This is a genomic window from Pseudomonas sp. COW5 (genome assembly GCF_026240005.1).
Taxonomy (GTDB): domain Bacteria; phylum Pseudomonadota; class Gammaproteobacteria; order Pseudomonadales; family Pseudomonadaceae; genus Aquipseudomonas; species Aquipseudomonas kribbensis.
This window is the reverse complement of the sequence record NZ_JAPHVP010000001.1, coordinates 1,486,680-1,503,638: the sequence shown is the minus strand read 5'-3', so window position 1 is coordinate 1,503,638 and position 16,959 is coordinate 1,486,680. Positions and strand designations below refer to the sequence as shown.

The window sequence follows — 16,959 nt, the reverse complement described above, 5'->3', positions numbered from 1 at the left end:
AGGGATTTACCATGCCGCTGCATCCGCAGTTTGTATTTGATCAAGGCCTCAAGGACATTGAGTACGGCGGTTTTTTTGCTGTCACCGATGCCAGTGGCGAAGTCGCGATTTCCACTGACAAGCAGTTGCAGGACCAGGTAGCGGCCACGCTCTACCAGGCCGACCACGGTGACGATGTTCAATTGCGTTTTGCCCACGACGGGCTGATGCATTTGTACGATGCGCCGAACGCCGGTTTTCACGAACTGGCCGACCGTTACTGGACGCCCCACGGTTCGGGACGTTGCCGGACGCTGGCACTGCAACTGGACGCATTGGCTGCGCTGATTGCCTATCAGCGTCGAGTGCCGCAGGACGCGGCGAACGATGCCGTGATCCACGGCATGCTGGAAAAGGTTGAAGCGCTTTACGCCCGTTCCACGGTTGCCGGCCTGTACAGCAGCGACTGGTCGACGCCGCTGGAGCTGGCGACCTCGATCGATCTGGACATCAGCGCCACAGCCTTGCTGGCGCGCATCGGCAACGAGCCGTTGGGCCTGGGACTGGTCGGGCACCTGCAGATTCATGCAGAAAACCTGATCGGCCGGGTGGCCGGCAGCGACAGCCAATCCTGTGTCGATGTGGCGCTGACCCGTTGCGCCGTGCGTGCTCAAGTCAGCCTGGTGCTGGCGCAACTGGCCGATGTGCGGGACGACAACGCGTTGTCGAACCTGGCCCGTTCGTTCCTGCTGCAGACCCTGGCACTGTTCCGCGATCCGGCCTACGGCGGGTACTGGGACCGGGTCGGGATCAACGGCAAAGTGCGTTGCGACTGGCACACCTCGTACAAAAATCACGAGTCGCCATTCCCGATCAAAACCGCCTATGACGTCGCGTTGCTGTTGCAGGCGATCCAGGCCTTGCCGTCTGGCCCGAGCGAAGCTGATCGGGCTTCGGTGACGGCTGCTTTGCTGGAGTTTCACGACACCCGCAATGGCGGACTGTTCATGGGCAAGGGCTATTTCTGGTCGACGCCCGATGACCCGACCGTGCCGTTCATCCGGCAATTCTGGGCGCCGCCGCGTCAGCCGGGGATCTTCAGCATCGGCAACCTGACGTACCTGCCGCTGCACCTGAAGAGCCTGAAAACCCAGCTTGCCGCTGCACACGCCTTGCAGGCCATCGAGCCGGCTGCTGCCGTTGCTCATCATGACGATGCAGCGCTGGTAAACCGTGAGCTGCAAGTGATCGACGGCGGTGGCGACGTCCAGCGCATTCACCCGAATGGCGTGCCGACCATCAATGTCGATCTGCAGCGTTATCTCGCCTGGCTGGCCAAGGCCCGGGCGTCTAACGAAACGCCTTACGGGCTGACCGCCGAAACCGCGCCGCTGGGTTTCCGGGCCGACAAAACGTGGCAGGTGTTTTCCGGGCTGCACGTAATTTCGGACTTGCACGCCCTGGGCCTGCAAATCGAAAACAAGGCCAGCCTGATCGATTGCATCAGGGCTTCGCAAAACACCGACGGTGGATTTGCCGAGCAGCCGGGGCATCTGAGTGACGTGTTCGCGACCTACTGTGCGGTGTTGTCGCTGCGAGTGCTGGGCGCACTGCCGAACGATATCGGCGGTTGCGTGCGTTACCTGCAAGCTTGCCAGAACCCCGATGGCGGGTTCGGTGATGTGCCGGGTTTCGGCTCGGACATCTGGCACACCAACCTGGCAGTGCTGTCGCTGCATGCGCTGGAAGCCAAGGCGCCGGACGAGCAGGGCGTGATGGCGTTTGCCCTGCGCTGCCGCTCGGCCGACGGCGGTTTCGCCAACAAGCCCGGGTATCCGCCGGACGCGTTTTCGGTGTACCGCGTGGTGTCGACGCTGTTCATTCTCAACCGGCGCATCGTCGATGCCGAACAGACCGTCGCCTGGCTGCAAAAGCTGCAACTGGCCAACGGATCGTTCCATTACCGGCCGGGCAAAGCAGTCAGTCTGGTGGGCACTTACATGGCCATCGCGGCAATGTTTCTGCTCGACGCCCAGCCGACGTATTTGCAGGAATCGAAAGACTGGATCGCTTCCCATCAGAAGCAGGACGGTGGATTCGGCCCGCTCAACGCGACCTCGGCGACCACTGACGAAAGCTTTGTCTGCATCCAGACGCTGCTGATTCTCGAACAAGGTCTGTCGCAGTACTGGGTGGCATTGTTGAACTGACCCGCACATGACGGCGGGCAGCATCGAAGGACGTCAAATCATCATTTTGCCAGGGGAGGCGCTGATGAAAATTTTAGTGACAGGGGGCGCGGGCTTCATTGGCTCGGCCGTGGTGCGGTTTCTGATCGAAGAGACCGTATGCGAAGTGATCAACGTCGACAAACTGACCTACGCCGGCAATCTCGAGTCGCTGGCCGATGTGTCCGACTCGCCGCGTTATCGGTTCTGTCAGGTGGACATCTGCGACAAGCCGGCGCTGGACGAATTGTTCGCGCGCCTGCAACCGGATGCGGTGATGCACCTGGCCGCCGAGTCCCACGTGGACCGCTCGATCGATGGCCCGCAAGCCTTCATCGAAACCAACATCGTTGGCACTTACACGATGCTCGAAGCTGCGCGTGGTTACTGGAACCGGCTGGACGCGGCGCGTCAGTCGGCGTTCCGTTTCCATCACATTTCCACCGATGAAGTGTATGGCGACCTGGAACCCGAAGATCCGGCGTTCACCGAGCGTACGCCGTATGCGCCAAGCTCGCCGTATTCGGCGACCAAGGCCGGTTCCGATCATCTGGTCCGCGCCTGGCATCGCACCTACGGCTTGCCGGTGGTGATGAGCAATTGCTCGAACAATTACGGGCCGTATCACTTCCCGGAAAAACTGATTCCTCACGTCATTCTCAATGCGCTGCAAGGCAAGCCGCTGCCGGTGTACGGCGATGGCGCGCAGATCCGCGACTGGCTGTTCGTCGAGGATCACGCCCGCGCCCTGTATGCGGTGGTGACCCGTGGCGAAGTAGGGCAGACCTACAACATCGGCGGCCACAACGAGAAGACCAACCTCGAAGTCGTGCAAACCCTGTGCGATCTGCTCGAAGCGCGCGGTGCAGAAAAACCGGCGGGCATCGCGCACTTCCGTGACCTGATCACCTTCGTCAAGGATCGTCCGGGCCACGACAAACGCTACGCCGTCGATGCTGGAAAAATCCACGCGACGCTCGGCTGGACCCCGCAGGAAACCTTCGAAAGCGGCATGAAGAAAACCGTCGACTGGTACCTCGACAACCGCGCCTGGTGGGTGCGGGTGATGTCCGGTGCCTACGCACTGGAGCGTCTCGGCGAGCAACGCAACGAAGCCCTCGTGGCCTGAACACTCAGTCATTCAAATCTCACTGCTTGAAAGGAAAAAAGCATGGCCAAGTACAAAGGAATTTTGCTGGCGGGCGGCGCCGGTTCGCGTCTGCACCCGATCACCCTGGGCGTCTCGAAACAGTCGCTGCCGGTGTATGACAAACCGATGATCTACTACCCGCTGTCGGTGCTGATGCTGGCGGAAATCCGCGAGATCCTGATCATCTCCACCCCGGAAGATCTGCCGGGCTTCCAGCGCATGCTCGGCGACGGCAGCCAGTTGGGTCTGAGCCTCAGTTACGCGGTTCAGCCGAGCCCGGACGGCCTCGCTCAGGCGTTCATCATCGGTCGTGAGTTCGTCGGTGAAGACAACGTTTGTCTGGTGCTCGGCGACAACATTTTCTACGGCGCCGGTTTCGGTGAGACCTTGCTGCAAGCCGCGTCTCGCGACGAGGGCGCCACGGTGTTCGGCTACTACGTGGCCGACCCCGAGCGCTTTGGCGTGGTGGAATTCGATGCCGCCGGCAAGGCCCTGAGCATCTGCGAGAAACCGAGCGATCCGAAGTCCAACTACGCGGTCACCGGCCTGTATTTCTACGACAACGAAGTGCTGCAGATTGCCGCCGACATCAAGCCGTCGCCGCGTGGTGAGCTGGAAATTACCGACGTCAACAACGTCTACCTGCAGCGTGGCAAATTAAACGTATCGGTGATGGGCCGTGGCATGGCCTGGCTCGACACCGGCACCCACGATGCGTTGATGGAAGCCGGCAATTTCGTGCAGGCCATCGAGAAACGTCAGGGCCTGAAAATCGCCTGCCTCGAAGAGATCGCCTACAACAAGGGCTGGATCGACGACGCGCAGTTGCTGGTGCACGCGGGCAGCATGAGCAAGACCGGTTACGGTCAGTATCTGGCACGGCTGATCAACGATGATGTGGTGGTTTCGATGGACGCGCAGCGCCCGTTGAAAGGCGCTGCCTGATATCAAGTGTGGGAGCGGGCTTGCTCGCGAAAGCGGTCTTTCAGTCAACGATGTTGTTGAATGTGACGCCCCCTTCGCGAGCAAGCTCGCTCCTACAGGTTTAGTGGCCGGTCACGCTGTCGAGTTGTGCAGCTTTGACCGTAGCGCGTGGATCGGCCGACGGGGTTTGCAAACGGGCCAGGCGATTGGCGTGAGTCGGCGCGTCGGCCGCCAGTGGCGAGCGGCGTTTGCGGGTTTCTTCACGCAGCACCGGCAAGACTTCCTTGCCGAACATGTCGAGTTGTTCCAGCACGGTCTTCAGCGGAATACCGCCGTGGTCGAACAGGAACAACTGGCGCTGATAGTCGCCGAAGTGCTCGCGGAAGGTCAGGGTCTTGTCGATGATTTCCTGAGGGCTGCCGACGGCCAGCGGGGTCATTTCCATGAACTCTTCCAGGGACGGACCGTGGCCGTACACCGGCGCGTTGTCGAAGTAAGGGCGGAACTCCCGACGAGCATCCTGGGAGTTGCGACGCATGAAGATGTGCCCGCCGAGGCCGACAATCGCCTGCTCCGGTGTGCCATGGCCGTAATGGGCAAAACGCGCGCGGTAGAACTCCACCAGCGCCATGAAATGTTCCCGGGGCCAGAGGATGTGGCTGGCGAAAAAACCGTCGCCGTAATAGGCCGCCTGTTCGGCGATTTCCGGGGTGCGGATCGAGCCGTGCCAGACGAAGGGCGGCAGGTCGTCCAGCGGTCGCGGGATCGACGTGAAGTGGTTCAGCGGCGTGCGAAAGCGTCCGCTCCAGTTGATGTCTTCCTCGCGCCAGAGCCGGTGCAGCAGGCGATAGTTTTCCATCGCCAGGGGCAGGGCGTCGGCGATGCTTTTGCCGAACCAGGGATAGACCGGCGCGGTGTTGCCACGGCCGAGCATCAGGTCCATGCGTCCGCCGCAGAGGTTTTGCAGCAGCGAATATTCTTCGGCCAGACGCACCGGATCGTTGGTGCTGATCAGGGTGGTGGATGTCGAAAGTATGATGCGTCGGGTTTTCGCTGCGATGTAGGCCAGCAGCGTGGTGGGAGAGGAGGTGATGAACGGGGGATTGTGGTGCTCGCCGGTGGCGAACACGTCCAGTCCGATGTCTTCGGCCTTCTGCGCAATTTGCAGGGTGGCCTGGATGCGCTCGGATTCACTGGGGGTACGGGCGTTGGTAGGGTCCTGTGTGACGTCGCCAACGGTGTAGATCCCGAATTGCATAAAGCCTCCTTGCCTTGGGTAAAGGTACGTTTGAAACCCTCGCCGCGAAGAATGAATCAACGTGGCACTTGAAATGTACGCCTGTACACGTACAATCGCAATCGCGGGTCATTTTACAAACGGATTTGAAGACCTCATCGAGAGAGGAATGCGACATGGAACTGGGATTTATCGGTCTGGGCACGATGGGTGCGCCGATGGTGCTGAACCTGCTGAAGGCCGGGCATCGGGTCCGCGTGTGGAATCGCTCGTCGGCACCGCTTGAAGCACTGATCACCGCCGGCGCTGAAGCTGTCGATACACCCGCGCTGGCAGCGCGGGCCGAGGTGCTGATTTCGATGCTCGGTGATGACTCGGCGATCCGCTCGGTGTTTCTCGATTCCGGGGCGTTGGAAGGACTTCAGGCCGGTAGCGTTCACATCAACATGTCCACTGTTTCCGTGGCACTGGCCCGGGAGCTGTCGGCACTGCATGAATCCCGTGGCGTCGATTACGTCTCGGCTCCGGTACTGGGGCGAGTCGATGTGGCGGCCGCCGGCAATCTGAATATCCTCGCCTCCGGGCCTGCCGAAGCCTTGGCCCGGGTGCAGCCGCTGTTCGATGTGCTGGGACGCAAGACCTGGCACTTCGGTGAAGCCGCCGACGTGGCGTGCGCCGCCAAACTGTCGGCCAACCTGATGGTCGCTTCGGCGATCGAATCCCTGGCCGAAGCCTCGACCCTGGCCGGTGGCTACGGCATCAGCCGTGCCGCATTCATCGACATGATCACCTCGACGCTGTTCCCCGTTCCGGTCTATCAGGGTTACGGCAAGCAGATGGCCGATGACACATTCGAGCCGGCCGGCTTCAAATTGTCGTTGGGATTGAAGGACGTCCGTCTGGTGCTGGAGGCCGGGGAGGCTGCCCAGATACCGCTGCCGTTTGCCAGTGTGTTGAAGGACAACTTGCTGGACGGCATGGCCCATGGTCAGGCGGATCAGGACTGGGCATCGCTGTCGCGGGTCGGTGACCGGCGTGCCGGCGTAAAGTAATCAAACAGATTTAAACGCCGTAACTTGCTTTGCAAGTTCGGGTGGCATCTTGCGCCGTTAATTATTGTCGGACAGCTATTTACCTTTCACTGAAAAGTTAAAGAAGTCTGAGAATAATGCTTGTCAAATGTACGACTGTAGACGTACATTTTTATCGGGGTTTAACAACAATAAAAGTTCGTCTGTTTTTTCGTCTGCTGATCGTAAATAAATAATAGCTAGGAGCCGTTATGAAAAATCTAATGCAATGGAACAGCCTTCCCTCCGAATCCAATGAATGGCTCGAGAAGGTGCGTGCACTGAACCCGCTGATTGTTCAGCACCGCGATTACAGCGAGCAGACCAATGCGACGCACAAGGATGTGATGTCCCGATTCTTCAAGGACGGTTTTGGCCGTACGTCGGTGTCCCGAGCGTTCGGCGGTTCCCAGGTCGATATCCAGACCACCTCCGCGCTGGTGCTGGAATTTGCCCGCTACGACGCTTCGCTGTCCTGGCAACTGGCGGTGCAGGTGGCGATGGGGCGCCTCTCGGACTACCTGCCGGAAGCCACTTCCGAAGCGATCTACAACCACTGCGACGGTTTCGTGATCGGCGCCATCCACTCCGGCGGCGAAGCGCTGCCAATGGGCGATGACTACCTGCTGAGCGGCAAATGGGCGTTTGCCAGTGGCTCGGCCCACGCCGACTGGCTGGTCTGCACCGCCACCGTCAAAGGCACCGAGAACAACACCACCCCTGAAGTGCGGATGTTCTTCGTCCCAGCCAGCCAATGCACCGTCCTGCCGACCTGGGACACCCTGGGCATGCGCGGCACCGGCAGCCATCACTTCCAGTGCTCCAACGTCATCGTCCACAAGTCGTATTCGCTGGACGTCGAAACCCTGAAGAAATCCCCCGAAGCGCGCAGCTCCCGGGCCTACGCCACCGGTTACTACGAGTTCGGCACCCTCGCGGCGATGTCCACCGTGCTGGGCGTGGCCCGGGCGGCGGTGGATCACTTCCGCAACGACCGTGCGGTCAATACCGACCCGGGCCTGGAAGGGGTGATCTTCGAGAAGACCGGTCGCGCCATTTCTTCGGTCCACACCGCGCAACTGCTGCTGGAAGATGCGATCCACCAGGTGATCAGCCGTGGTGAAACCATCGGCGAACCGGTCAGCGCCCGTGTCGGACTGGCAGCCTCGGTGCTGACTGAAAACTCGGTCAATGCAGTCAACCAGCTCTACTCGATGGCCGGTTCCAAAGCCGTCTACAAGTCGCACTTCCTGGAACGTTGCTTCCGCGATATTCATACCGGTTCGAAGCACTTCACCCTGTCGCCTTTGAACTTGCACGGTATCGGCAAGTATTACCTGGATAAGACCAACGTACTGGCCGCGGCGTAATAGCCGGTAAATAAAAAACGGGTGCGTTATCAGTGAATGTTCACAGGGATCAATAACGCGCCCGTTTCAAGTTGCACCTTTATTTTCTTAAATCTCAAACTTTTGTGCTCGCAGCAAAGAGTCAAGGGAGTGCCACATGCTTGCTCGAAATATTATCAAGTCGCTGATCTTTATTGTTCTGGTGGTGGTTCTTTCCGCCGCGCTGGGCTGGCGTTTCTGGTCGCCGCCACCGGCCGCGGCCGAGCAACGAATCCCCAGCACCCGGGTCGGTCTGGCCGTGGTCAAGAAACAACCGTACACCTACTACCTCGAAGCCATCGGCAAACTCGAGGCGCAGCGTCAGGTGCTGGTGTCGGCCGAAGTCAGCGGCAAAGTGGTGGACATCGATTTCGAGTCCGGCGATGAAGTGAAGGCGGGGCAAGTGCTGCTCAAGCTCAACGACGCACCCGAGCAAGGCGAACTGGTGCGCCTGAAAGGCGAGTACGAATCGGCCAAGGCGCAGTTTGCCCGGGTCCAGGAGCTGGCCAAGACCGGCGCCGAAAGCCGTCGCGCCTTCGACAGTGCCCGCGCTCAATACGACGCGGCCAAGGGCGACATGGAACGCATGCAGGCGCAGATCGCCCAGCGGCACATTCGTGCGCCGTTCGCCGGCACCCTCGGCATTCGCCAGGCGCACCTGGGCCAATACCTGCAAGCCGGCAGCGCGGTGGCGACCCTGACGGATCCGGGCCTGCTGCGCGTCAACTTCACCCTCGCCGAGCGCGATGGCTCGCAAGTGCAACTGGGTCAGACCGTGCAGGCCAAGGTCGATGCCTGGGGTGACGTGACCTTCGCCGGCAAGATCGTCGCGGTCGATCCGCAGATCAACCAGTCCCACACCATCAACGTACAAGCGGTCATCACCGACACGCAGAAACGCCTGCGTCCCGGCATGTATGCACGGGTCTCGGTGACCCTGCCGCAGACCGCCGAGCTGCTGATCCCTGAAACCGCGATCACCTACAACGCCTATGGCGAGAGCGTGTTCTCGGTCTACACCGACGAGACCGGCGTGCAGAAGGTCAAGCGTGAAAGCATCAAGGTCGGCGAGCGTCGCAACGGTTGGGCGGTGGTCGACAAGGGCCTGATCGAAGGCGTGCAGGTGGTGACATCCGGTCAGCTCAAGCTCCACGACGGTGTGGCGGTGGAAGGCGTGCCGGACACGATTGCTCTTAAACTCAGTGGGCTGGAAAAATGAATTTCACCGACCTCTTTCTTCGCCGCCCGGTGCTGGCCGTGGTGGTCAGCACGCTGATCCTGCTGTTCGGGGTGCGTGCGCTGATGAACCTGCCGATCCGTCAATACCCGATGCTGGAAACGTCGACCATCACGGTCACCACCCAGTATCCCGGCGCCTCTTCGGAGCTGATGCAGGGCTTCGTCACCCAACCGATCAGCCAGGCCGTGGCCTCGGTCGAGGGCATCGACTATCTGTCGTCGGCCTCGACCCAGGGTCGCAGCCAGGTGACGATCCGCATGGCACTGAACAGTGATTCCATCGCGGCGCTGACCGAGGTCATGGCCAAGGTCAACCAGATCAAATATCGCTTGCCGAAGGACGCCTACGACCCTGTGGTTGAACGTACTTCCGGCGGTTTCACCAGCGTGGCCTACGTCGCGTTCGCCAGCTCCAACCTGACCATTCCGGAGATGTCCGACTACATCTCCCGCGTCGTCGAGCCGATGTTCGCCGGCATCGAAGGCGTGGCCAAGATCAACATCATGGGCGAGCAGAAACTGTCCATGCGCCTGTGGCTCGATCCGCAGCGTCTGGCCGGCTACGGCATGACCGGGCAGGACGTTTCGGCGGCCATCGAAGGCAACAACTTCCAGGCAGCACCGGGTCAGGTCAAAGGCCTGTACGTGGTCAGCAACCTGCGGGTCAACACTGACCTGAACAGCGTTGAAGACTTCCGCGACATGGTGCTGCGCAACGACAACGGCCACATCATCCGTGTACGTGACGTCGGCACTGTGGAACTGAACGCAGCCTCCACCGACACCAGCGGCGCGATGAGCGACGTTCCGGCGTTGTTCCTCGGTCTGGACGCCGCACCGACCGGCAACCCGCTGGTGATCGTGAAGCGTGTGCGCGAATTGCTGCCGCAGATCCAGGAAACCCTGCCACCGGGCGTGACCGTGCAGATCCCGTTCGAAGTGGCGCACTTCATTCAGTCGTCGATCGACGAGGTGAGCTATACCCTGCTCGAAGCGCTGGTGATCGTGGTGCTGGTGATTTACCTGTGCCTGGGCACGTTCCGCACCGTGCTGATTCCGCTGGTGACGATTCCGCTGTCGATGCTTGGCGCGGCGATGCTGATGCAGATGTTCGGCTTCAGCCTCAACCTGCTGACCTTGCTCGCCATGGTGCTCGCCATCGGGCTGGTGGTGGACGACGCCATCGTCGTGGTGGAAAACGTTCACCGCCACATCGAAGAGGGCAAGAGCCCGTTCGAAGCGGCGCTGATCGGCGCCCGGGAAGTGGCCGGGCCGGTGGTGGCGATGACTTTCACTCTGGCGGCGGTGTACGCGCCGATCGGTCTGATGGGCGGCCTCACCGGCACGCTGTTCAAGGAGTTCGCACTGACCCTGGCCGGCGCCGTGGTGATTTCCGGCATCGTCGCACTGACCCTGTCGCCGATCATGAGTACCCGTCTGCTCGACGCGAAAACCAGCGAAGGCTTCATGGCGGTCAAGGCGGATCGTTTCTTCCAGTACCTGTCCCGTCGTTATGGCGCGCTGCTCGGCGGTTCGCTGGCACGTCGCTGGATCAGCCTGAGCGTGGCGCTGGTGATCTTCTTCAGCCTGCCGTTCCTCTATCGCTCGGCGCAGACCGAACTGGCGCCGCTGGAAGACCAGAACATCCTGCTGACCGCGATCAAGGCGCCGCAGCATGCCAACCTGAATTACCTCGAAGCTTACGCCCACGAGCTGTACAAGACCTTCAACGAAATCCCCGAGGGTTACAGCAACTGGGTGGCGAATGGATCCGATGGTCTGTCCAACAGCGTCGGCGGGATCAACCTGGTGGACTGGGAAAAACGCGGCCGCGATGCCAACACCATCCAGCCTGACTTGCAGGCGCGGGTGAACCAGATCGAAGGCACGAGCATTTTCGTGTTCCAGATGCCGCCGTTGCCGGGCTCTACCGGTGGTCTGCCGGTGCAGATGGTGATCCGCAGCGATCAGGATTATCTGGCGCTGTACAACGTGATGGACCAGCTCAAGCAGGCAGCGCAAGCCAGCGGTCTGTTCGCGGTGGTCGACAGCGATCTGGACTTCAACAACCCGGTGGTGGAAATCCAGGTCGACCGGGCCAAGGCCAACGCCCTCGGCATCCGCATGCAGGACATCGGCGAGACGCTCAACAGCCTGATCGGCGAGAAGTACGTCAACCGGTTCTCGTTCCACGGTCGCTCCTACGACGTGATTCCGCAGTCGGTGTCGGCAGATCGCCTGACCCCGGAAACCCTGAAGCTGTATTACGTGAAGGACCAGAAGGGCAATCCGGTGCCGCTGTCGACGCTGGCCACCCTCAGCGTCAAGGTCGAGCCGAATCGCCTGACCCAGTTCAACCAGCAGAACTCTGCTACGTTCCAGGCCATTCCGGCGCCGGGCGTGACGTTGGGTGATGCGGTGGGCTTCCTGCAAAAACAATCGGAAGGCTTCCCGGCAGGCTTCAGTTTCGACTGGCAGTCCGACGCCCGCCAATACGTACAGGAAGGCAACAGCCTGGCGTTCACCTTCGGCCTGGCCCTGGTGATCATCTACCTGGTGCTGAGCGTGCAGTACGAGAGCTTCCGCGACCCGTTCATCATTCTGATCAGCGTGCCGCTGTCGATCTGCGGGGCCCTGGTGCCGCTGGCGCTGGGCATGACCTCGATGAACATCTACACCCAGATCGGCCTGATCACACTGATCGGTCTGATCAGTAAGCACGGGATCCTGATGGTCGCGTTTGCCAACGAGTTGCAGCGCCAGCAAGGCATGGACCGCGTGCAAGCGATCCAGCACGCCGCGCAGGTGCGTCTGCGGCCGATCCTGATGACCACCGCAGCGATGGTGGTCGGCCTCGCGCCCCTGTTGTTCGCCAGCGGTGCCGGCGCCAACAGCCGCTTCGGCCTGGGCCTGGTGATTGTGGTGGGGATGCTGATCGGCACCTTGTTCACCCTGTTCATTCTGCCGTCGGTGTACACGCTGCTCAGTTCGATCAAGCAGCCGAGCCATGCACCCGAAGCCGAACCGGCCGGTGTGCCGCAACCCATCCTGTGAGGACGTGACATGTATTCGATTACACGTTTGATGCTGGCGCCCCTGGCGGCGTCCATCCTGTTGGCGGCGGGTTGTGTGAACTACGCCGGGATCGATCATCAGGGCAAATTGCTGGCGCTCGGCGATGCGCCGTCCGACAGCCTGAAAGACAAATTGCCGCCGGCCCAATGGCCCCGTGCGGACTGGTGGACATCGCTGGGCGATCCACGCCTGGGCGCGTTGATCGAAGAGGCGTATGCCAGCAACCCGGACTTGCAGGAAGTCGCTGCCCGGGTGGCCAAGGCCAACGCATTTCTCGATCTGCGCGATGCCGAGCGATACCCGGAAATGGACGCGTCGGCGGGTGTCACTCGCGGTCGGCTGTCACGCTTCGAGGACTACAGCGGCGAGGGTGAAAAGTACTTCACCGCACGCAATCTGGCGGTGAACTTCAGCTACACCTTCGACCTCTGGGGTGGTCAGCGTGCCGCCTGGGAATCGGCGCTCAACAGCGCACGAGCGGCGGAAGTCGATCTGCAATCGTCGCGATTGATTCTGGCGGTCAACGTGGCCAAGGCCTACAACCAGCTGGCGTATGCCTGGCAAGTGTCGGAGCTGAATCAGCGCGATCTCGAACGCTTGAGCAAGCTGGTGGAACTGACGGATTCGCGCTACGGCTCGGGGCTCGACAACCTCTCGCAACTCAAACAGGTGCAGAGCCTCAAGGCGCGTTCGGAGTCGACCCTGATCGGCGCCAACGAAGACATCGAAATCGCCCGGCTGCAACTGTCGGCGCTGATCGGCAAGGGCGTCGATCGTGCGCACACCCTTGAGCGGCCATCGAATCTGCAGGCCAGTGTGGTGGCATTGCCGGCGCAGTTGCCTGCGCAGTTGCTCGGCCGTCGTCCGGACATCGTCGCTGCACGCTGGCGAGTGGAGGCCGAGACCAAAAACGTCGCGGCGGTGAAGACCTCGTTCTACCCGAACATCAATCTGGTGGCGGCGGCAGGTTCCCATGCCTTGATCGGTGATGCGATGTTCGCCGGGGTCAGCAAGTTCTGGAATGTGGCGCCGACGGTGTCGCTGCCGATCTTCGATGCCGGGCGCCTGCGCTCGGACCTGAAGGCCGGCAACGCCGAACTCGACAGCTCCATCGCCCAGTACAACCGGGTGCTGAATTCGGCGCTGCATGAGGTGGCGATTTCGGTGACGCAGCTGCGTTCCTTCGAGCAGCAGATCGTCGTGCAGCGCGATGCCTGTTCGATTGCCCAGTCGTCTTACGATCTGTCGCAGTCGCGCTATAAGGCAGGGGAAGACACCTTCCTCGATGCGCTGAACATCGAGCAACAATTGATTCAGGACGAAATGCGCCTGGCCTTCCTCAACAGCAAGCACATCGACAGCTCGGTTTCGTTGATGGCCGCGCTGGGCGGCGGGTTCCAGGCACCCGCGCTGGGCGGCGGGTTCCAGGCACCCGCGCTGGAGACGGCACAGAGCGGTGCTCTGTAGTGTTTTCCGGGACGCCGCCTTTGGGGCGGCTGTCGCGGGAAAAAAGCATCTTGTGTATAGTCTTACTGTTCTCGTATAGACGAATACAAGACGGATTTTTCCCGCCTATATCATCAAGGGTACCTACCTATGAACGTCCCGAATCATCCCAATCAGGATCAGATCCTTCTGGAAAATGTGCTGAACGCATTGGGAAGCCCGCTACGCCTGACCGTGTTGAAAGTGTTGTCCGATGGCCAGGAACATCCATGCGGCCGGATCCTCAAGGGCGCATCGAAGTCGACCATGACTCACCACTGGCGGGTCCTGCGCGACAGCGGTCTGATTTGGCAACGCCCTTACGGTCGGGAAAACCTGCTGTCCTTGCGTCGTGAAGACATGGACGTGCGTTTCCCTGGCCTGCTCGACTCGCTGCTGTCGGCGGTCAAGACCGATGAACAGACCATCAGCGTGATCAGCAAACACGAAGTGACCGAAGAAAACGGAACCGAGTGACAGACACCGCCGGTGAAGGGTTGGCCTTCCACGGCAACCAATCAATTCACCATCACCAGGAAGGTGTGTGCGGGTATGGATACAAGTCATTACTGGTCGTCGCGACCCCTGTCGGATTTGACCGGCTCCGAGCATCACTGGCTATTTTTGCCCGGGGCCTTGACCCCGCGTCTGAAAGCCATGGGCGACTATTCAATCGAAGTGGTCGAGCAGTCCCATGGCCCGCTCAATCCAGAAGAAGCGCAAGCGCTGAACGTGCCGCCGATGACCATCGGCTGGGTGCGCGAGGTGGTGATGAAACTGGATGGCGAGGCCTGCGTCACCGCGCGCAGCCTGACCAGTATGCCGGCGCTGAACGGTGACTGGTCGGATCTGAACGGCTACGGTCGTCGGCCGCTGGCCGAGATTCTCTACACGTCGGAGCAGACCCTGCGCGAACCCTTCCAGTGCGCCTTGCTGCCCGCCGGCGCGCCGTTGGCGGCGCTGTCCCAGCGCTACGCGCCGCAGGCCAAACGTCTGCTGGCCCGGCGTTCGCGCTTCACCCGCAATGGCTCGGCGCTGCTGGTCAGCGAGTGCTTCCTGCCGGCGTTCTGGGCCCGGGTCGAGTACGCTCAGGCGCGCAAATCGGCCTGACAAAAAAAAACCTGCGGGAGCGAACGCCCGCAGGTTTTTTTTCGCCGTTTGTTCAGAGCCGGATCACCGCTTCGATCTGCTTGATCGCCGGCGTCAGGGCCTGCGCCAGTTCCTCGGCTTTCGAGGTCGGGCGCATGGTTCTGGATGAGCGTAGAAACAGAGGATCATCGAACCGCTTGCGCAGTCGTGCCAGCGATCCGCTGATGGCGGGTTGTTTGACGTGCAGGCGCTCGGCCGTGCGTGACACGCTGCGTTCGCGGAACAGCACCAGGAAAATGATGATCAGGTTCAGGTCGATATCCGCGAAGTTGTCTTCATTGAATAGCATGGTTACATCCCTGTCATGACCCACCGGCTGGGGTCAGCCGAGGCCGGCGGGTGTCTGGATCACTGCTCGGGTGCCAGGCGCAGTTCGTCGTTCAGGCGGTAGTAACTGCGGTTGAAATAGACCAGGCCTTCCGTGGCCTCGCTGTGTTGCTGCAGCTCGAGGATTTCACAGTAGAAAATGCTGTGAGTGCCGACCTCGTCGACCTTGCTGACCCGGCAATCGAGGCTGACCAGCGCTTCTTCGATCACTGGCGAACCGGTCTTGAGGGTCTGGCAGTTCACGCTGGAAAAACGCTCCTGCATGCTCAACTGCCGATTGGCGAATGCCCCTGATGTCGACTGGTGGTCGCCGGTCAGGACGTTCACGCACAGCACGCCATTGGTCTTGAAATGCTCGTGATTGGACGACGAGCGATTGACGCACACCAGCAGCGTCGGCGGTGAATCCGTCACGCTGCACACCGCCGAGGCGGTAAAGCCGAAACGCCCCGCAGGGCCATCGGTCGTGACGATGGTGACGGCACTCCCCAGCATCGCCATTGCATTACGAAACTCCGTTGAATCAACCATCGCGTCACCTCATTCCATGTAGGTTTAATGGAGCCGATCCGTTCTTCCTTGTCCGTTGTCGTTGTGCGAAAACGGGTATCGGGCAACACGTTCGCTCTGGCGATATAGTACGTATGTATTCGTACCTTGAAAACTATTCCGTGTGCTTATTTTGCAGTCGGTACGCTCGACAGGCATTGCTGTTGCGCGTGTTCAAGGCTGGCCTCCAGCGCGCTCAGTTCCTCTTGCTGTCGGGTGAGTGTGAGGAGTTGCGCTGCGATATCCTGCTGCTTGCCGGCAATCGCGCGGCGGGCCTTTTCGTAGGGCGACAATTCCGGTTGGCCGGCAAAAATCGCCTGCAATTCCCTGAGGCGAAAACCCAGCGCCTGCGCGCATTTGATAAAGCTCAGCAGCTCGACTGTCTGCGGATCGTAAACCCGGTATTTGCCCTGGCGCCGGGCCTCGGGCAGCAGGCCGATCGACTCGTAATGGCGGATGGTCTTGATCGTGGTTCCCGAACGTTGTGCGGCCTGGCCGATGTACATGTGCAAATCCCTTTTTCTCCGTCAGCGGACATGCGCAGCAATAACGGAAAACTCAACGACGGGCAATCGATCCGGCCTGCTTCAGCCAGGTTTCACGTTGACGGTCGCTGGCGCCGAGTATCGGCCCGAAGGTCAACGTGCGACGGGGTTCGATACCGCAGAACGCCAATGTGTTCTTGCGCACTTCGTGCAGGCCGGGCATGCGATAGATCCAGCGGTAATACCAGGGCGGCGTGTCCATGGTCACCAGCAAATGGGCGCTGCGACCGCGCAGGAGTTTGTCGGGAAACGCTTTGCCCTGGCGGTATTTGAACGCGAAACCCGGGAGCAGGACCCGGTCGAAAAAGCCTTTGAGAATCGCCGGAATCCCGCCCCACCAGATCGGGTACACCAGCGTCAGGTGTTCGGCCCAAAGGATGTCGGCCTGGGCCTGGAGCAGATCCGTTTCAAGTGTCTGAGCTCGGCTGTAACCCTCGCGCAGGACCGGGTCGAAATCGAGCTGGCCGAGGGACAGTTGTCGCACCTCGTGCCCGGCCTCGCGGGCCGAGGCCAGGTAGTGTCCGGCCAGTGCGGCGCAGAAACTGTCGCTGGATGGATGGCCGAGAATCAGCAGGATTCGCTTGCCCATAATCACTGTCCCTGAAGAAGAAACC

General features: G+C 60.9%; 15 protein-coding genes. 10 read left to right on the top strand and 5 right to left on the bottom strand.

Annotation, left to right across the window (positions count from 1 at the left end):
• Positions 1-11 precede the first annotated feature (11 nt).
• The 3 genes from OQ248_RS06900 to rfbA all read left to right on the top strand — a co-directional run bounded on the left by OQ248_RS06900 (position 12) and on the right by rfbA (position 4,302).
• Positions 12-2,189, top strand: coding sequence for a prenyltransferase/squalene oxidase repeat-containing protein (locus tag OQ248_RS06900; RefSeq protein WP_265812392.1), 2,178 nt, complete (start codon positions 12-14; stop codon positions 2,187-2,189).
• A 64-nt stretch (positions 2,190-2,253) separates the two neighbouring features.
• Positions 2,254-3,336, top strand: a complete 1,083-nt coding sequence (gene rfbB, locus OQ248_RS06895) for a dTDP-glucose 4,6-dehydratase (RefSeq protein WP_265812391.1) — start codon at positions 2,254-2,256, stop codon at positions 3,334-3,336.
• Positions 3,337-3,378: 42 nt separating this feature from the next.
• On the top strand, positions 3,379-4,302 hold the full coding sequence (gene rfbA, locus OQ248_RS06890) for a glucose-1-phosphate thymidylyltransferase RfbA (protein ID WP_085734075.1): 924 nt from the start codon (positions 3,379-3,381) through the stop codon (positions 4,300-4,302).
• A 100-nt stretch (positions 4,303-4,402) separates the two neighbouring features.
• Here the strand turns inward: rfbA and OQ248_RS06885 are convergent, their stop codons facing one another.
• A complete protein-coding gene (locus OQ248_RS06885) occupies positions 4,403-5,539 on the bottom strand; it encodes an LLM class flavin-dependent oxidoreductase (RefSeq protein WP_265812390.1) in 1,137 nt (378 codons plus the stop codon).
• 155 nt (positions 5,540-5,694) lie between these two features.
• Between OQ248_RS06885 and OQ248_RS06880 the strand changes: the two genes are divergently transcribed.
• The 7 genes from OQ248_RS06880 (at position 5,695) to OQ248_RS06850 (ending at position 14,885) form a co-directional block, all read left to right on the top strand.
• On the top strand, positions 5,695-6,570 hold the full coding sequence (locus tag OQ248_RS06880; protein WP_265812389.1) for an NAD(P)-dependent oxidoreductase: 876 nt from the start codon (positions 5,695-5,697) through the stop codon (positions 6,568-6,570).
• A gap of 230 nt (positions 6,571-6,800) precedes the next feature.
• Positions 6,801-7,958 (top strand): oxidoreductase, encoded by a 1,158-nt coding sequence (locus tag OQ248_RS06875; protein ID WP_114881338.1) that lies wholly within the window; start codon positions 6,801-6,803, stop codon positions 7,956-7,958.
• Between the two features lie 136 nt (positions 7,959-8,094).
• Positions 8,095-9,195: an efflux RND transporter periplasmic adaptor subunit gene (locus OQ248_RS06870; RefSeq protein ID WP_085713201.1), complete on the top strand. Its 1,101-nt coding sequence runs from the start codon at positions 8,095-8,097 to the stop codon at positions 9,193-9,195.
• Complete coding sequence (locus tag OQ248_RS06865; RefSeq protein ID WP_248738386.1) at positions 9,192-12,269, top strand: MexW/MexI family multidrug efflux RND transporter permease subunit; 3,078 nt, start codon at positions 9,192-9,194, stop codon at positions 12,267-12,269. Before OQ248_RS06870 ends, OQ248_RS06865 begins: the two co-directional genes overlap by 4 nt.
• 9 nt (positions 12,270-12,278) lie before the next feature.
• Positions 12,279-13,757: an efflux transporter outer membrane subunit gene (locus OQ248_RS06860; RefSeq protein ID WP_265812388.1), complete on the top strand. Its 1,479-nt coding sequence runs from the start codon at positions 12,279-12,281 to the stop codon at positions 13,755-13,757.
• 129 nt (positions 13,758-13,886) lie between these two features.
• On the top strand, positions 13,887-14,252 hold the full coding sequence (locus OQ248_RS06855; RefSeq protein ID WP_085713204.1) for a helix-turn-helix domain-containing protein: 366 nt from the start codon (positions 13,887-13,889) through the stop codon (positions 14,250-14,252).
• Between the two features lie 75 nt (positions 14,253-14,327).
• Complete coding sequence (locus OQ248_RS06850; RefSeq protein ID WP_265812387.1) at positions 14,328-14,885, top strand: chorismate lyase; 558 nt, start codon at positions 14,328-14,330, stop codon at positions 14,883-14,885.
• 52 nt (positions 14,886-14,937) lie between these two features.
• On the opposite strand, the gene OQ248_RS06845 is transcribed toward OQ248_RS06850, so the two are convergent.
• From OQ248_RS06845 to OQ248_RS06830, 4 genes are all read right to left on the bottom strand, one after another.
• Complete coding sequence (locus tag OQ248_RS06845; RefSeq protein WP_085713206.1) at positions 14,938-15,213, bottom strand: LysR family transcriptional regulator; 276 nt, start codon at positions 15,211-15,213, stop codon at positions 14,938-14,940.
• 59 nt (positions 15,214-15,272) lie between these two features.
• A complete protein-coding gene (locus tag OQ248_RS06840; protein ID WP_007953834.1) occupies positions 15,273-15,782 on the bottom strand; it encodes a flavin reductase in 510 nt (169 codons plus the stop codon).
• Positions 15,783-15,928: 146 nt separating this feature from the next.
• Complete coding sequence (locus tag OQ248_RS06835; protein ID WP_265812386.1) at positions 15,929-16,306, bottom strand: MerR family transcriptional regulator; 378 nt, start codon at positions 16,304-16,306, stop codon at positions 15,929-15,931.
• A gap of 52 nt (positions 16,307-16,358) precedes the next feature.
• Positions 16,359-16,934, bottom strand: coding sequence for an NAD(P)H-dependent oxidoreductase (locus OQ248_RS06830; protein ID WP_265812385.1), 576 nt, complete (start codon positions 16,932-16,934; stop codon positions 16,359-16,361).
• Between the last annotated feature and the right edge of the window lie 25 nt (positions 16,935-16,959).

What these genes read in the sequence shown, in the direction of transcription:
- OQ248_RS06900 (WP_265812392.1), top strand. Translation starts at nt 12, where the DNA reads ATGCCGCTGCATCCGCAGTTTGTATTTGATCAAGGCCTCAAGGACATT.
- rfbB (WP_265812391.1), top strand. Translation starts at nt 2,254, where the DNA reads ATGAAAATTTTAGTGACAGGGGGCGCGGGCTTCATTGGCTCGGCCGTG.
- rfbA (WP_085734075.1), top strand. Translation starts at nt 3,379, where the DNA reads ATGGCCAAGTACAAAGGAATTTTGCTGGCGGGCGGCGCCGGTTCGCGT.
- OQ248_RS06885 (WP_265812390.1), bottom strand. Translation starts at nt 5,539, where the DNA reads ATGCAATTCGGGATCTACACCGTTGGCGACGTCACACAGGACCCTACC.
- OQ248_RS06880 (WP_265812389.1), top strand. Translation starts at nt 5,695, where the DNA reads ATGGAACTGGGATTTATCGGTCTGGGCACGATGGGTGCGCCGATGGTG.
- OQ248_RS06875 (WP_114881338.1), top strand. Translation starts at nt 6,801, where the DNA reads ATGAAAAATCTAATGCAATGGAACAGCCTTCCCTCCGAATCCAATGAA.
- OQ248_RS06870 (WP_085713201.1), top strand. Translation starts at nt 8,095, where the DNA reads ATGCTTGCTCGAAATATTATCAAGTCGCTGATCTTTATTGTTCTGGTG.
- OQ248_RS06865 (WP_248738386.1), top strand. Translation starts at nt 9,192, where the DNA reads ATGAATTTCACCGACCTCTTTCTTCGCCGCCCGGTGCTGGCCGTGGTG.
- OQ248_RS06860 (WP_265812388.1), top strand. Translation starts at nt 12,279, where the DNA reads ATGTATTCGATTACACGTTTGATGCTGGCGCCCCTGGCGGCGTCCATC.
- OQ248_RS06855 (WP_085713204.1), top strand. Translation starts at nt 13,887, where the DNA reads ATGAACGTCCCGAATCATCCCAATCAGGATCAGATCCTTCTGGAAAAT.
- OQ248_RS06850 (WP_265812387.1), top strand. Translation starts at nt 14,328, where the DNA reads ATGGATACAAGTCATTACTGGTCGTCGCGACCCCTGTCGGATTTGACC.
- OQ248_RS06845 (WP_085713206.1), bottom strand. Translation starts at nt 15,213, where the DNA reads ATGCTATTCAATGAAGACAACTTCGCGGATATCGACCTGAACCTGATC.
- OQ248_RS06840 (WP_007953834.1), bottom strand. Translation starts at nt 15,782, where the DNA reads ATGGTTGATTCAACGGAGTTTCGTAATGCAATGGCGATGCTGGGGAGT.
- OQ248_RS06835 (WP_265812386.1), bottom strand. Translation starts at nt 16,306, where the DNA reads ATGTACATCGGCCAGGCCGCACAACGTTCGGGAACCACGATCAAGACC.
- OQ248_RS06830 (WP_265812385.1), bottom strand. Translation starts at nt 16,934, where the DNA reads ATGGGCAAGCGAATCCTGCTGATTCTCGGCCATCCATCCAGCGACAGT.